The organism is Arthrobacter sp. SO3 (assembly GCF_020532825.1).
Lineage (GTDB): Bacteria > Actinomycetota > Actinomycetes > Actinomycetales > Micrococcaceae > Arthrobacter.
On the sequence record NZ_MQTS01000244.1, the window covers coordinates 25,599 to 38,869 of the forward strand.

The following is a 13,271-nucleotide window of genomic DNA, read 5'->3' on the forward strand; positions in this document are numbered from 1 at the left end:
CGGCCCCGCCCCGCCTTCGGGCAGCGACTGGCGGGCCGCGTCGATGAGCGCCCCGATCCGGGGCGTGGCGTAAATGTCGGCCACCGTGATGGTGGGGTAGCGCACGCGCAGGGCGGAGACGAGCTGCGCGGCGGCGAGGGAGCCGCCCCCGTAGGCGAAGAAATCGGCGTCGAGGCTGGACACGGCACTGCCCAGCACCGCAGCCCACTGCTCGACGATCCAGCTTGCGTCGTCCGGGAGGTTCAGCGGGGCGGCTTCGGTGTCGGCGGCTCCGGCCCCCGCCAGCGGCCACGGCAGCGCGTGCCGGTCGACCTTGCCGCTGGTCTTGGTGGGAAGCGAATCGACCAGGGTCAGCAGCGGGATCAGCGGTGCCGGCAGGCTAACGCCGAGGAGCTCCCGGGCGGCCGCGAGATCGATCTCCCTGCCGCCGGCCGGCGACAGGTAACCGACGAGGATCTGGTTGCCGGCCGCCGTTGTCTGCACCGTGGCGGCCGCGCCGGCCACATCCGGCAGCGCCTGCAGGGCGGCGTCGATCTCGCCCAGCTCGATCCGGCGCCCGCCGAGTTTGACCTGTTCGTCGGCGCGGCCCTGGAAGATCAGCCCCTCGGCCTCGTAACGGACCAGGTCGCCGGAGCGGTAGGCGCGCGTCCAGCCGAGCGACGGCATGGGGGCGTATTTCTCGGCGTCCTTGGACGGGTCCAGGTACCGGGCCAGGCCGACGCCGCCGATGATCAGTTCACCCATCTCGCCCTCCCCGACGGGCAGGGAATTGGCGTCCACGACGGCGAGGTCCCAGCCGTCCAGGGGCAGGCCGATCCGGATCGGCCCGGGACCGCCCAGCGGTGCCGCACAGGCGACGACGGTTGCCTCGGTGGGGCCGTAGGTGTTCCAGACCTCACGGCCTTCGACGGCGAGCCGCTCGGCGAGGTCCGGCGGGCACGCCTCGCCGCCGAAAATCAGCAGACGGACGCTTTCCAGGGACTCCACCGGCCAGAGCGCGGCGAGGGTGGGAACCGTGGAAACGACCGTGATCCCGTGGCTGATCAGCCACGGGCCGAGGTCCATGCCGGTCCGGACCAGGGCCCGCGGCGCCGGGACCAGGCAGGCGCCGTGCCGCCAGGCAAGCCACATTTCCTCGCAGGACGCATCGAAGGCCACCGACAACCCGGCCAGGACACGGTCCTGCGGGCCGACCGGATCGTCCTGGAGAAAGAGCCGGGCCTCGGCGTCGACAAAGGCCGCCGAGGAGCGGTGCTGCACGGCGACGCCTTTGGGGGTTCCGGTGGAGCCGGACGTGAAGATGACCCAGGCGTCGTCGTCCGGCCCGGGCGGCCTCGGTGCCGGGAAAGGGCGGGGCCGCCGTCCGTCCGTCACAATTTCCCCGGCTCCGCGTAGGATGCCGGCGACCCGGGCTTCGCCGAAGACCAGTTTGGCGCGCTCTTCCGGGTCGTCCGCGTCCACCGGGACATACGCCGCCCCAATGAGGAGCACAGCCAGGATCCCGACGTAGAGCTGGTTGGTGCCGGAGGGAATCCGGACGCCGATCTTGTCCCCGGCGCCCAGGCCGGCCCGGTGCAGCTCCCTCGCCTTCGCCCGGACCGCCGTCAGCAACTGGGCATAACTGAGCGAGTGGTGGCCGTCGTCGAGTGCAGAGGCATCCGGAAAGCGCGCGGCCGTGTCCTGCAGAATGTCGACAAGCGTCCGCTCCGGCGGTGTGGCCGGCGACCCCGGAAGCTGCGCCTGGAAAACCGGGCTCACGGTGGCGAGCGCCTGCGGAAGGCTACTGCGTTCGGGTTGCTGCTGTTGCTCAGTCACAGGGGAATCGTCTCCGGTTGAGGTGAACGGAAGGTGTCCGGATTCGCTTTGTGTTAATACTCCGCCCCGGTCCCGATGTTCGCACGCTGTTTCCCAAAAATGTATTCCCGGACCCCTGCGGATCAGGACCTACGGAACAAGGATGACCTTGCCGGTGGTGCGCCGCTGTTCCAGGTCATCGTGGGCCTGGGCTGCTTCGGCCAGGTCGTAGCGGGCACCAATCCGGACCTTGAGGCTTCCGTCGGCGACGGCGGCGAAGAGCTCGTCCGAACGCCAGCGGCGTTCCTGCGCATCGCGCAGGAAGTGGACGATCGTCGGCCGGGTCAGGTACAGCGAGCCGCCGGAGTTGAGGCGCTGCGGGTCGACGGGCGGCACGGGCCCGGAGGCGGCACCGAAGAGCACCAGGGTGCCGCGGATGCGCAGGGCGTCGAGGGAGCCGTCGAAGGTGTCCTTGCCGACCCCGTCATACACCACGTCCGCGCCGGTCCCGTCGGTCAGTTCGCGGACTTTGGCTGCGAAGCCGTCGTAGCGCAGTACATGGTCGGCGCCGGCCTCGCGGGCCAGCCGTTCCTTGTCGTCCGTGGAGACGGTGGTGATCACGCGTGCGCCGCGGGCCTTCAGCAGCTGGATCAGCAGCAGGCCAACGCCGCCGGCCCCGGCGTGGAGCAGGACGGTGTGGCCGGGCTCGACCTTGAAGGAGGAATTGATCAGGTAGTGCGCGGTAATGCCCTGCAGCGGCAGGGCGGCGGCGGTGAAGTCGTCCACGCCGTGGGGGACCGGCAACGCTTTGTCCTCGTCGATGAGGGCAAAGCCGGCGTAGCAGTTGATGCCTTCGGCCGTGGCCACCCGGTCGCCCGGGGAGAACCCGGTGACGCCGTCGCCGAGTTCCTCGACGGTGCCCGAGGCCTCGGACCCGGGGGTGAAGGGGTAATGGACCTTGTAGGTGCCGCTGCGCTTGTAGGTGTCGATGAAGTTCACGCCGACGGCGGCGACCCTGACCAGCAGCTGGCCGGGGCCCGGAACCGGACGTTCGACTTCAGCCAGCGTGAGGACTCCGGGGCCCCCGGCCTCGCGGGCGACGATTGCGTGCATCATGTGTCTCCTTGCCTGGGCTGAAAATTCCGCTCTGAATTTCGGGGCTGAACATTCCGGGCTGACGTTGAGCTGCCGGAGTTCCGGGCCCTGATCCTGCACCCATCCTATGGACACCCGGCGCCAACGACGAAGTGACGGCCGGATACCGGCCGTCACCTTGGGTCAAGCACTTCGGGTCAGAGTGGCAATCAGTGCCTGCCGCGGATGGAATCCAGGTCCGCGGAGGGGCCTGCGCCGCCTAGAAGCGGCGGGTTACGGTCGCCATCGGGCATTCGAAGTGGCGCCCGGCGGACAGACCGACCTCATTGAGGTAGCGGACGATGATGCCGTAAGACTGCAGCAGCGTGGTTTCCGTATAAGGAACCTGGTGCTTGGCGCAGAACTCGCGGACGATCACGGCTGCCTTGTCGAGCTGCGGGCGGGCCATGTCCGGGAAGAGGTGGTGCTCGGCCTGGCGGTTGAGGCCGCCCAGCAGGATGTCCATGAAGCGGCCGCCGGAGATGTTCCGGGACGTCAGGACCTGGCGGCTGAAGAAGTCCACGCGGCTGTCGGCCGGCAGGACCGGCATGCCCTTGTGGTTCGGGGCGAAGGAGGCTCCCATGTAGAAGCCGAAGACGGCGAGCTGCACCGCGATGAACGCCAGCGCCATGCCCCAGGGCAGGAAGGTGAACGCGAGCACCGGCAGCAGGCTGAGGCGGACCACGAGGATCGGAATTTCAACCCAGCGGTGCGTGACCTTGGCACGCTGGAAGACGAACTTGACCGAATCGATCTGCAGGCCCAGGCCAACGAGGAACAACAGCGGGAAGAAGAGCCAGCCCTGCTTGCGGGTGAGGAAGGAAAACCGGCCCTGCCGGGTGGCCGCGGCCTCCGGGAAGAAGGCGATCGCGCCGGTGGCGATATCGGGGTCCTTCGAAATCACGTTGGGGTGGTTGTGGTGCGCGCCGTGCTTCTGCTCCCACCAGGAGTAGCTCATCCCGGCGACCGAGGTGGCAAGCAGCCGTGCGGCCCAGTCGTTGGCCCGGCGGGACGCGAAGATCTGCCGGTGTCCGGCCTCGTGGGCGAGGAAGCTCAGCTGGGTGCAGAGGATGCCCAGGGCTGCGGCGATGAGGAGCTGGAACCAGCTGTCACCGATCAGGGCGAAGCCGACCCACGTGGCGGTCATCAGGAGGACCAGAACGGAGAACACCGTGATGTAGAAACCGACGCGGCGTTCCAGCAGGCCCGCGGCCTTGACGGTTTTCAGGAGTTCCGAGTAGCTCAGGACGACGGCGTTCGGCTGACGGATACGCGATTTGGGTCGCTCCGGCGTGGCGGTGGTGAGGGTCATGTAGCGCGTGCCTCGAAACTGTTGCGGGCAACGCGGCGCCCGACACTCGGACTGCACGGTTGGGGGTCACCCTCTACCAAGCATACGCTCCGGGACACGAAGCATCGCATGCATAAATATCGGTATCTATGCATACTCTTGCTGTATAGTCCTTGTTATGACTATTTCTGTTGCCGTATCCGGCGCAAGCGGTTACGCCGGCGGCGAGGTGCTGCGGCTCCTTGCCGGCCACCCCGACGTCACGATCGGTGCCATCACGGCGCACAGCAACGCCGGTTCCAGACTAGGGGAATTGCAGCCCCATCTCCACGGTCTGGCCAGCCGCATCCTCGAAGACACCACGGTGGAGAACCTGTCCGGACACGATGTCGTGTTCCTGGCCCTTCCGCACGGCGCGTCCGCGGAGATCGCGGCCCAGCTTCCGGCCGGCACCGTTGTGATCGATGCAGGCGCCGACCACCGCCTGGAGGATGCGGCCGCCTGGGAGAAGTTCTACGGTTCGCCGCACGCCGGAACCTGGCCCTACGGGCTGCCGGAGCTTCCCGGCCAGCGCGAGGCGCTCCGCGGCGCCAAACGGATCGCCGTCCCGGGCTGCTACCCGACGTCGGCCCTGCTGGCGCTTACTCCGGGCTTCAGCAACCACCTGCTGCAGGCGGACGACGTCGTCATCGTCTCCGCCTCCGGCACGTCCGGGGCGGGCAAGGCCGCCAAGATCAACCTGATCGGGGCCGAGGTCATGGGCTCGATGAGCCCGTACGGCGTGGGCGGCGGGCACCGGCACACCCCGGAGATCGAACAGGGACTCTCGAGGGCCCTGAACGCTCCGGTCACCGTGTCCTTCACGCCCACGCTGGCCCCCATGAGCCGGGGCATCCTCACCACCGCCACGGCCAAGGTCCGGCCCGGCGTCACCGAGGAGGAACTCCGCCGCGCCTGGACCGAGGCCTACGACGACGAGCCGTTCGTGCACCTGCTGCCCGAAGGCCGCTGGCCCTCCACCAAGTCCGTGCAGGGGTCCAACCACGCCGTCATGCAACTGGCGCTCGACGCGCACACCGGCCGCGTGATCGTCACCTGCGCTATCGACAACCTGACCAAGGGGACCGCCGGCGGGGCCGTGCAGTCCATGAACATTGCCCTCGGCCTGGCGGAAACCGCCGGCCTCGAACTGCAGGGAGTCGCACCATGAGCATCACCGTCCCCAAGGGATTCCGCGCCGCCGGCGTCACGGCCGGCCTGAAGGCCTCCGGCAAGCCGGACCTGGCCCTCGTGGTCAACGACGGCCCCTCCAAGGCCGCTGCAGCCGTGTTCACCTCCAACCGGGTGGCCGCGGCCCCCGTGCATTGGTCCCGCGAGGTCGTCAAGGACGGCCGGGTGGACGCCGTCATCCTGAACTCCGGCGGAGCCAACGCCTGCACCGGGCCGCAGGGTTTCCAGAACACGCACACCACCGCCGAGAAGACGGCCGAGGCGCTGGGCGCCTCCGCCACCGACGTCTTCGTCTGCTCCACCGGCTTGATCGGCGAGCAGCTCCCGATGGAGAAGATCCTTTCCGGGATCGGCGCCGCCACGGCTGCGCTCAGCGAGGACGGCGGACCCGACGCCGCCACCGCAATCATGACCACGGACTCCGTGCCCAAGCAGGCGGTCTTCATCGGCGCCGATGCCGATGGCAAGGAATTCACCATCGGCGGCATGGCCAAGGGCGCCGGCATGCTCGCCCCGGGGCTCGCCACTATGCTGGTGGTCCTCACCACGGACGCGGACGTCCAGCCGGAGATGCTCGACGTCGTGCTCCGCGATGCCACCCGGGTCACCTTTGACCGGGCGGACTCGGACGGCTGCATGTCCACGAACGACACCGTGGTGCTGCTGGCCTCCGCGGCCTCCGGTGCCGTACCGTCCGCCGTCGATTTCGGCACGGGGCTGACCCAGGTCTGTGCGGAACTGGCCCGCAAGCTGATCGGCGACGCCGAAGGCGCCAGCCACGACATCGCGATCCGCACCTTCAACGCCGCGAGCGAAAAGGACGCGGAAGTGGTCAGCAGGGCCGTGGCCCGCTCCAACCTCTTCAAGGCCGCGATCTTCGGCAAGGACCCCAACTGGGGCCGCGTGCTCTCCGCCGTGGGCACCACGGACGCGGCTTTCGAGCCCGACCAGCTCAATGTGTCCATGAACGGCGTCCAGATCTGCCGCAACGGCAGCATCGGCGATGACCGCGGCCTCGTGGACCTGGAACCCCGCGAGGTCCTGGTCGAGATCGACCTCCAGGCCGGCGAGGCCGAGGCCACGATCTGGACGAACGACCTCACCCACGAATACGTCCACGAAAACAGCGCCTACTCCAGCTAGGCAGTTCCCGGAGGGACGACCAGCATGAACACCCAGACCCGCGAGACCACCTCCATGAAGGATGCCCAGAGCAAAGCCGAAACGCTGATCGAGGCCCTGCCCTGGATCCAGCGCTTCGCCGGCACCACCATGGTGATCAAGTATGGCGGCAACGCCATGGTCAATGACGAGCTCCGCCGGGCCTTCGCCGAGGACGTCGTCTTCCTGCACCACGTAGGGATCCATCCCGTGGTGGTGCACGGCGGCGGCCCGCAGATCAACGCCATGCTCAGCCGGCTCGGGATCGAGTCCGAGTTCAAGGGCGGCCTGCGGGTCACCACGCCCGAGGCCATGGACGTGGTCCGCATGGTCCTCACCGGCCAGGTCGGCCGCGAACTCGTGGGCCTGATCAACTCGCACGGCCCGTACGCCGTCGGGATGTCCGGCGAGGACGGCGGATTGCTCCGCGCGGTCCGCACCGGCACCGTCGTGGACGGCGAAGAGGTGGACCTGGGCCTGGTCGGTGAAGTGATCGGCGTGAACCCCGAGGGGATCCTGGACATCGTCGCGGCAGGCCGGATCCCGGTCATCTCCACGGTGGCGCCGGAGATCTTCGACGACGGAAGCCTTGACGCAGCCACCAAACAGGCGCAGACGACCGGCCAGGTGCTGAACGTCAACGCCGACACCGCCGCCGCGGCCCTGGCCGAAGCGCTCGGCGCCTCGAAGCTGGTGATCCTCACCGACGTCGAGGGGCTCTTCGCCAACTGGCCGGACCGTTCCTCGCTGATTTCCTCGCTCACCGCGTCGGAACTGCGCGAGCTGCTGCCGCGCCTGGAGTCAGGCATGATCCCGAAGATGGAAGCCTGCCTCAAAGCCGTCGAGGGCGGCGTCGAACGAGCACACATCGTGGACGGCAGGCTGCCGCACTCGATGCTGCTGGAAACCTTCACGACGGCGGGCATCGGCACGCAGGTCGTCCCGGACGAGGAAAGCAAATGAACCAGACCGAAAAAGCATCTTCCACGGATCTCGAGCACTCCCCGGCGGGGGAGATGTTGGGGATCGTCCATTCCCACGCCACCGGCGCGCAGTGGCTGGCCCGCTACTCCTCCTCGCTGCTGGGCGTCTTCGGCACCCCGCAGCGTGTCCTGGTCCGCGGCTCCGGCTGCCTGGTCTGGGACGCCGACGGCAAGGAATACCTGGACCTGCTCGGCGGGATCGCGGTCAACGCCCTCGGCCACGCGCACCCCTTCGTCACCTCCGTGATCTCCAGCCAGCTCGCCACCCTGGGGCACGTCTCCAACTTCTTCACGAGTCCCACCCAGATCGCGCTGGCCGAGAAACTGCTGGAAATCACCAGGGCCCCGGCAGGTTCCAAGGTGTTCTTCGCCAACTCCGGCACCGAAGCTGTTGAGGCCGCCTTCAAGCTGGCCCGCCGCAACACGGGCGCCAGCCCGGACAGCACAGCGAAGCCGCGGACCCGGATCATCGCGCTCGAAGGAGCCTTCCACGGCCGCACCATGGGCGCCCTGGCGCTCACCGCGAAGGAAGCCTACCGCGCGCCGTTCGCGCCGCTGCCCGGCGGCGTCGAACACATCCCCTTCGGCGACATTGACGCACTCCGCGCCGCGGTGGACGAGACAGTCGCCGCGGTCTTCCTGGAACCGATCCAGGGCGAGGCCGGCGTCCGGCCGCTGCCCGCCGGCTACCTGAAAGCCGCGCGGGAGGCCACCAGCGCCGCCGGCGCCCTGCTGATCCTCGACGAGGTCCAGACCGGGATCGGCCGCACCGGCAAGTGGCTCGCGAGCGGGGACGCCGGGATCGTGCCCGACGCCGTCACCCTCGCCAAAGGCCTCGGCGGCGGCTTCCCGATCGGCGCCCTCGTCACGTTCGGCCCGGAGACGTCGGCGCTGCTGACCGCCGGACAGCACGGCACGACTTTTGGTGGCAACCCGGTCGCCACCGCCGCCGCCCTGGCCACCCTGCACGTCCTCGAAAACCAGCACGTGCTGGACCACGTCCGGGAGGTCGGGGAACACCTGCGGGCGGGCCTGGCGGCCGTCGACGGCGTCACCGGGGTCCGCGGCGAAGGGCTGCTGATCGGCTTCGACCTCGACGCCGACGTCGCCCCGGCCCTTGTGACCGCCGGCCTCGAGGCGGGCTTCATCGTCAACAGCCCCGGCCCGCACACGATCCGCCTCGCGCCGCCGCTGATCCTCACCACCGAACAGGCCGACCGCTTCCTCGCGGCACTGCCCGCCCTCCTCCAGACCGCAAAGGACGCCCAGTGACAGCGACTGAAACTTCGACCGTGACTTCGACCGTGACTTCTAACAGCCGGGTCCGCCACTTCCTCAAGGACACCGACCTCACCCCGGCCGAGCAGGCCGAGGTCCTTGACCTCGCCCTCCGGATGAAGGCCGCCCCTTACAGCGTGCAGCCCTTCGCCGCGGAAGGCAGCGGCCGCAAGACCGTCGCCGTGATCTTCGACAAGACCTCCACCCGGACCCGGGTCTCCTTCGCCACCGGCGTGGCCGACATGGGCGGTAACGCGCTCATCATCAACCCCGGCGAGGCGCAGATCGGCCACAAGGAATCCGTCGAGGACACCGCCAAGGTCCTGGAGCGCATGGTATCCACGATCGTCTGGCGGACCGGGGCCCACTCCGGGCTCGTCGCGATGGCCGAGAACTCCCGCGTGCCGGTCATCAACGCCCTGTGCGATGACTACCACCCCTGCCAGCTCCTCGCCGACCTGCTCACCATCAAGGAACATAAGGGCGGCCTCCAGGGCCTCACCATGAGCTACCTTGGCGACTCCGCCAACAACATGGCCAACTCCTACCTGCTCGCCGGCGTCACCGCGGGCATGCATGTCCGCGTCGCAGGCCCCGACGGCCACCTGCCCTCCCCGGAGATCATCGCAGCGGCCGAGGACCGCGCGGCGGAGACCGGCGGCTCGGTGCTCGTCACGGTGGACGCTGCCGAGGCGCTGCTCGGAGCCGACGTCGTCGCCACCGACACGTGGGTGTCCATGGGCCAGGAAGACGAGAAGGAAGCCCGGCTGCAGCTCTTCCGCGGCTACGCCGTGGACGAAGCCGCAATGAAGCTCGCGGCGCCGGACGCCGTCGTGCTGCACTGCCTGCCCGCCTACCGCGGCTACGAGATCGCCGGCGCCGTGATCGACGGCCCGCAGTCCGTCGTCTGGGACGAGGCCGAAAACCGGCTGCACGCCCAGAAGGCCCTGATGGCCTGGCTGATGTACCGCTCCGGGCTGGCTGTTGTTGAGGGGCTGGCGCCGGTTGAGGGGCTGGCGCCGGTTGAGGGACTCGGATAATGTCCGTGCAGCCGGCCTCCCCGGGGGCCAGCCCTGCCACTAAAACGGCCCGGCAGGCGCGGATCACCGCGATCCTGACCGGTGAATCGGTCCGCTCGCAGGCCGAACTCGCGGCGCTGCTCGCGGACGACGGCGTCCAGGTCACCCAGGCCACGCTGTCCCGGGACCTCGTCGAGCTGGGCGCCGTCCGGGTCCGCGGCAAGGAAGGCGTGCTCGTGTACGCCGTGCCGGGCGAAGGCGGCGAGCGGGCAGCCAAGAGCGGCGTCACCCAGGAGATTCTCGACGCGCGGCTGGCCCGGCTCTGCGGGGAACTGCTCGTCACCGCCGAAGCGTCGGCGAACATCGTGGTGCTGCGGACGCCTCCGGGCGCGGCCAACTTCCTGGCCCTGGCCATCGACCACTCGGTCATGCCGTCAATCCTGGGCACCATCGCCGGGGACGACACCGTGCTGCTGGTCACCCGTGATCCACTCGGCGGCGCGGAGATGGCCGCCCGGTTCCTGCAGCTGGCCGAGGAAGCCGGCACCGGCTGAGCGCCCGCAGGACCATTTTGAAGATTGGGCCCGCCACAGGGATGTGACAGGCTTTCAGTAGACAAGCTTGACCCGATTTTTTTTCCAAACAACTTTTTCCAAACAACTTATTCCCAAACAACTAAGGAGCATTTGAAGTGACTGAGCGTATTGTGCTGGCCTACTCCGGTGGCCTGGATACTTCCGTAGCCATCGGCTGGATCGGTGAAGCGACCGGCGCCGAGGTCATCGCCGTGGCGGTTGACGTCGGACAGGGCGGCGAGTCGCTGGAGACGATCCGCCAGCGAGCCCTTGGCTGCGGCGCCGTCGAGGCCTACGTGGCCGACGCGAGCGACGAATTCGCCAACGAATACTGCATGCCCACGCTGAAGGCCAACGCCCTCTACCAGGGCCACTACCCGCTGGTCTCCGCGATCTCGCGCCCGGTGATCGTCAAGCACCTGGTCAAGGCAGCCCGCGAATTCGGTGCCACCACCGTGGCCCACGGCTGCACCGGCAAGGGCAACGACCAGGTCCGCTTCGAAGTCGGCATCCAGACCCTCGGCCCGGACCTGAAGTGCATCGCACCGGTCCGCGACCTCGCCCTGACCCGCGACAAGGCCATCGCCTTCGCCGAGGAAAAGGGACTGCCGATCGAGACCACCAAGAAGAACCCGTACTCCATCGACCAGAACGTCTGGGGCCGCGCCGTCGAAACCGGCTACCTCGAGGACATCTGGAACGCCCCCACCAAGGACATCTACGACTACACCGCCACCCCGGAATTCCCGCCGGCGCCCGACGAGGTCACCATCTCCTTCGAAGCGGGCGTCCCGGTAGCCATTGACGGCGTCAAGGTCACCCCGCTGCAGGCCATCAAGGAACTCAACCGCCGCGCCGGCGCCCAGGGCGTCGGCCGGATCGACGTCGTCGAGGACCGCCTCGTCGGCATCAAGTCCCGCGAAATCTACGAGGCACCGGGTGCGATGGCCCTCATCACCGCGCACAAGCACCTTGAGGACATCACGGTCGAGCGCGAGCAGGCCCGCTTCAAGGCCACCGTCGGCCAGCGCTGGTCCGAGCTGGTCTACGACGGCCAGTGGTTCTCGCCGCTCAAGCGCTCCCTCGACGCTTTCATCGAGGACACCCAGCGCTATGTCACCGGCGACATCCGCATGGTGCTGCACGGCGGCCAGGCGATCGTCAACGGACGCCGCTCGGACACCTCGCTGTACGACTTCGACCTTGCCACCTACGACACCGGTGACACCTTCGACCAGTCGATGGCGCGCGGCTTCATCGAACTGTGGGGCATGTCCGCCAAGGTCGCCTCCGGCCGCGACATCCGCGTCGCAGGAAAGTAGCCCGCGTGGCTGAGCAAAAGTCCGAAGCCACGAACACCGGCGCATTGTGGGGCGGCCGCTTTGCCGGCGGCCCCGCAGATGCCCTCGCTGCCCTGAGCAAGTCCACCCACTTTGACTGGCGGCTTGCCCGTTACGACATCGCCGGGTCCAAGGCGCACGCCCGCGTGCTGCACAAGGCCGGCCTGCTCGACGACGCCGAGCTGGCAGGCATGCTCGACGCCCTGGACCGGCTGGATGCGGACGTCGCCTCCGGCGCCTACCTGCCCTCCGAGTCCGACGAGGACGTGCACGGTTCACTGGAACGCGGACTCATCGAGCGCGCCGGCACCCAGCTCGGTGGCAAGCTCCGGGCCGGCCGGTCCCGCAACGACCAGGTGGCCACGCTGGGGCGGATGTTCCTGCGTGACCATGCCCGGATCATCGCCCGCGGCGTGCTCGCCACGATCGATGCCCTCGTGGAGCAGGCCAAAGCGCACCAGGGCGTGGCCATGCCGGGCCGCACGCACCTCCAGCACGCCCAGCCGGTGCTGCTCAGCCACCACCTGCTGGCCCACGCCTGGGCGCTGCTGCGCGATGTGCAGCGCTTCCAGGACTGGGACAAGCGCGCCGGCGTCTCGCCGTATGGCTCCGGCGCACTCGCAGGCTCCTCGCTGGGCCTGGACCCGGAAGCCGTGGCCGCGGAACTGGGATTCTTCTCTGCCACGCACAACTCGATCGACGGCACCGCCTCCCGCGACGTCTTCGCCGAGTTCGCGTGGATCACCGCCATGATCGGCGTGGACCTTTCCCGCGTGTCGGAGGAAGTCATCCTCTGGGCCACCAAGGAGTTCTCCTTCGTGACCCTGCACGATTCCTACTCCACCGGCTCCTCGATCATGCCGCAGAAGAAGAACCCGGACGTCGCGGAACTCGCACGCGGAAAGGCAGGCCGGCTGATCGGAAACCTGACCGGTCTGCTGGCCACGCTGAAGGGCCTGCCGCTCGCGTACAACCGCGACCTGCAGGAGGACAAGGAACCGGTCTTCGACGCAGCCGACACGCTCGAGGTCCTGCTCCCGGCCGTCTCCGGCATGATCGCGACACTGACGTTCAACACCGAACGGATGGAATCGCTGGCGCCACAGGGCTTCGCGCTGGCCACGGACATCGCCGAATGGCTGGTCCGCCAGGGGGTTCCGTTCCGCGAGGCGCATGAGCTCTCCGGTGCCGCAGTCAAACAGGCCGAAAGCCGCGGCGTCGAACTCTGGGACCTCACGGACGGGGAATATGCCGCCATCTCCGAACACCTGACGCCGGAGGTCCGCACGGTCCTTAGCACCCAGGGCTCGCTCAACAGCCGGAACTCCCAGGGCGGCACTGCACCGGCCGCCGTCGGGCGCCAGCTGCTGGCCCTCGAAGCCGAGCTCGCCGGCGTCCGCGGGTATGCGGGCTAGCAGGGGCGGGCGGGGAAAAGTCCCGGCAGGCACGGCCGCGGTGGTCGTGCC

General features: G+C 68.7%; 11 protein-coding genes. 8 read left to right on the forward strand and 3 right to left on the reverse strand.

What is annotated here, in order from left to right:
- The 3 genes from BJQ90_RS21170 to BJQ90_RS21180 all read right to left on the reverse strand — a co-directional run.
- Positions 1-1,758 (reverse strand): non-ribosomal peptide synthetase (locus tag BJQ90_RS21170; RefSeq protein WP_226762250.1); only part of this gene is annotated, 1,758 nt, incomplete at its 3' end.
- 186 nt (positions 1,759-1,944) lie between these two features.
- Entirely contained in the window at positions 1,945-2,910 is a 966-nt protein-coding gene (locus BJQ90_RS21175) for a quinone oxidoreductase family protein (protein ID WP_226762147.1), read from the reverse strand.
- A 238-nt stretch (positions 2,911-3,148) separates the two neighbouring features.
- The gene (locus tag BJQ90_RS21180) at positions 3,149-4,240 is read right to left on the reverse strand and encodes a fatty acid desaturase family protein (protein WP_226762148.1); all 1,092 of its coding nucleotides are present in this window, start codon (positions 4,238-4,240) and stop codon (positions 3,149-3,151) included.
- Positions 4,241-4,397: 157 nt separating this feature from the next.
- Between BJQ90_RS21180 and argC the strand changes: the two genes are divergently transcribed.
- The 8 genes from argC to argH all read left to right on the forward strand — a co-directional run bounded on the left by argC (position 4,398) and on the right by argH (position 13,220).
- Positions 4,398-5,429, forward strand: a complete 1,032-nt coding sequence (gene argC / locus BJQ90_RS21185; RefSeq protein ID WP_226762149.1) for an N-acetyl-gamma-glutamyl-phosphate reductase — start codon at positions 4,398-4,400, stop codon at positions 5,427-5,429.
- Positions 5,426-6,592 (forward strand): bifunctional glutamate N-acetyltransferase/amino-acid acetyltransferase ArgJ, encoded by a 1,167-nt coding sequence (gene argJ, locus BJQ90_RS21190; RefSeq protein WP_226762150.1) that lies wholly within the window; start codon positions 5,426-5,428, stop codon positions 6,590-6,592. The genes argC and argJ overlap by 4 nt, the downstream gene beginning before the upstream one ends.
- A 24-nt stretch (positions 6,593-6,616) precedes the next feature.
- Entirely contained in the window at positions 6,617-7,573 is a 957-nt protein-coding gene (gene argB, locus BJQ90_RS21195) for an acetylglutamate kinase (RefSeq protein ID WP_226762151.1), read from the forward strand.
- The gene (locus tag BJQ90_RS21200) at positions 7,570-8,865 is read left to right on the forward strand and encodes an acetylornithine transaminase (protein ID WP_413463730.1); all 1,296 of its coding nucleotides are present in this window, start codon (positions 7,570-7,572) and stop codon (positions 8,863-8,865) included. The genes argB and BJQ90_RS21200 overlap by 4 nt, the downstream gene beginning before the upstream one ends.
- Positions 8,866-8,897: 32 nt before the next feature.
- A complete protein-coding gene (gene argF / locus BJQ90_RS21205) occupies positions 8,898-9,911 on the forward strand; it encodes an ornithine carbamoyltransferase (protein WP_226762152.1) in 1,014 nt (337 codons plus the stop codon).
- Positions 9,911-10,444: an arginine repressor gene (locus BJQ90_RS21210; protein WP_226762153.1), complete on the forward strand. Its 534-nt coding sequence runs from the start codon at positions 9,911-9,913 to the stop codon at positions 10,442-10,444. Before argF ends, BJQ90_RS21210 begins: the two co-directional genes overlap by 1 nt.
- Positions 10,445-10,581: 137 nt before the next feature.
- Positions 10,582-11,787 (forward strand): argininosuccinate synthase, encoded by a 1,206-nt coding sequence (locus BJQ90_RS21215; protein WP_226762154.1) that lies wholly within the window; start codon positions 10,582-10,584, stop codon positions 11,785-11,787.
- 5 nt (positions 11,788-11,792) lie between these two features.
- A complete protein-coding gene (argH, locus tag BJQ90_RS21220; RefSeq protein WP_226762155.1) occupies positions 11,793-13,220 on the forward strand; it encodes an argininosuccinate lyase in 1,428 nt (475 codons plus the stop codon).
- Positions 13,221-13,271: the final 51 nt, after the last annotated feature.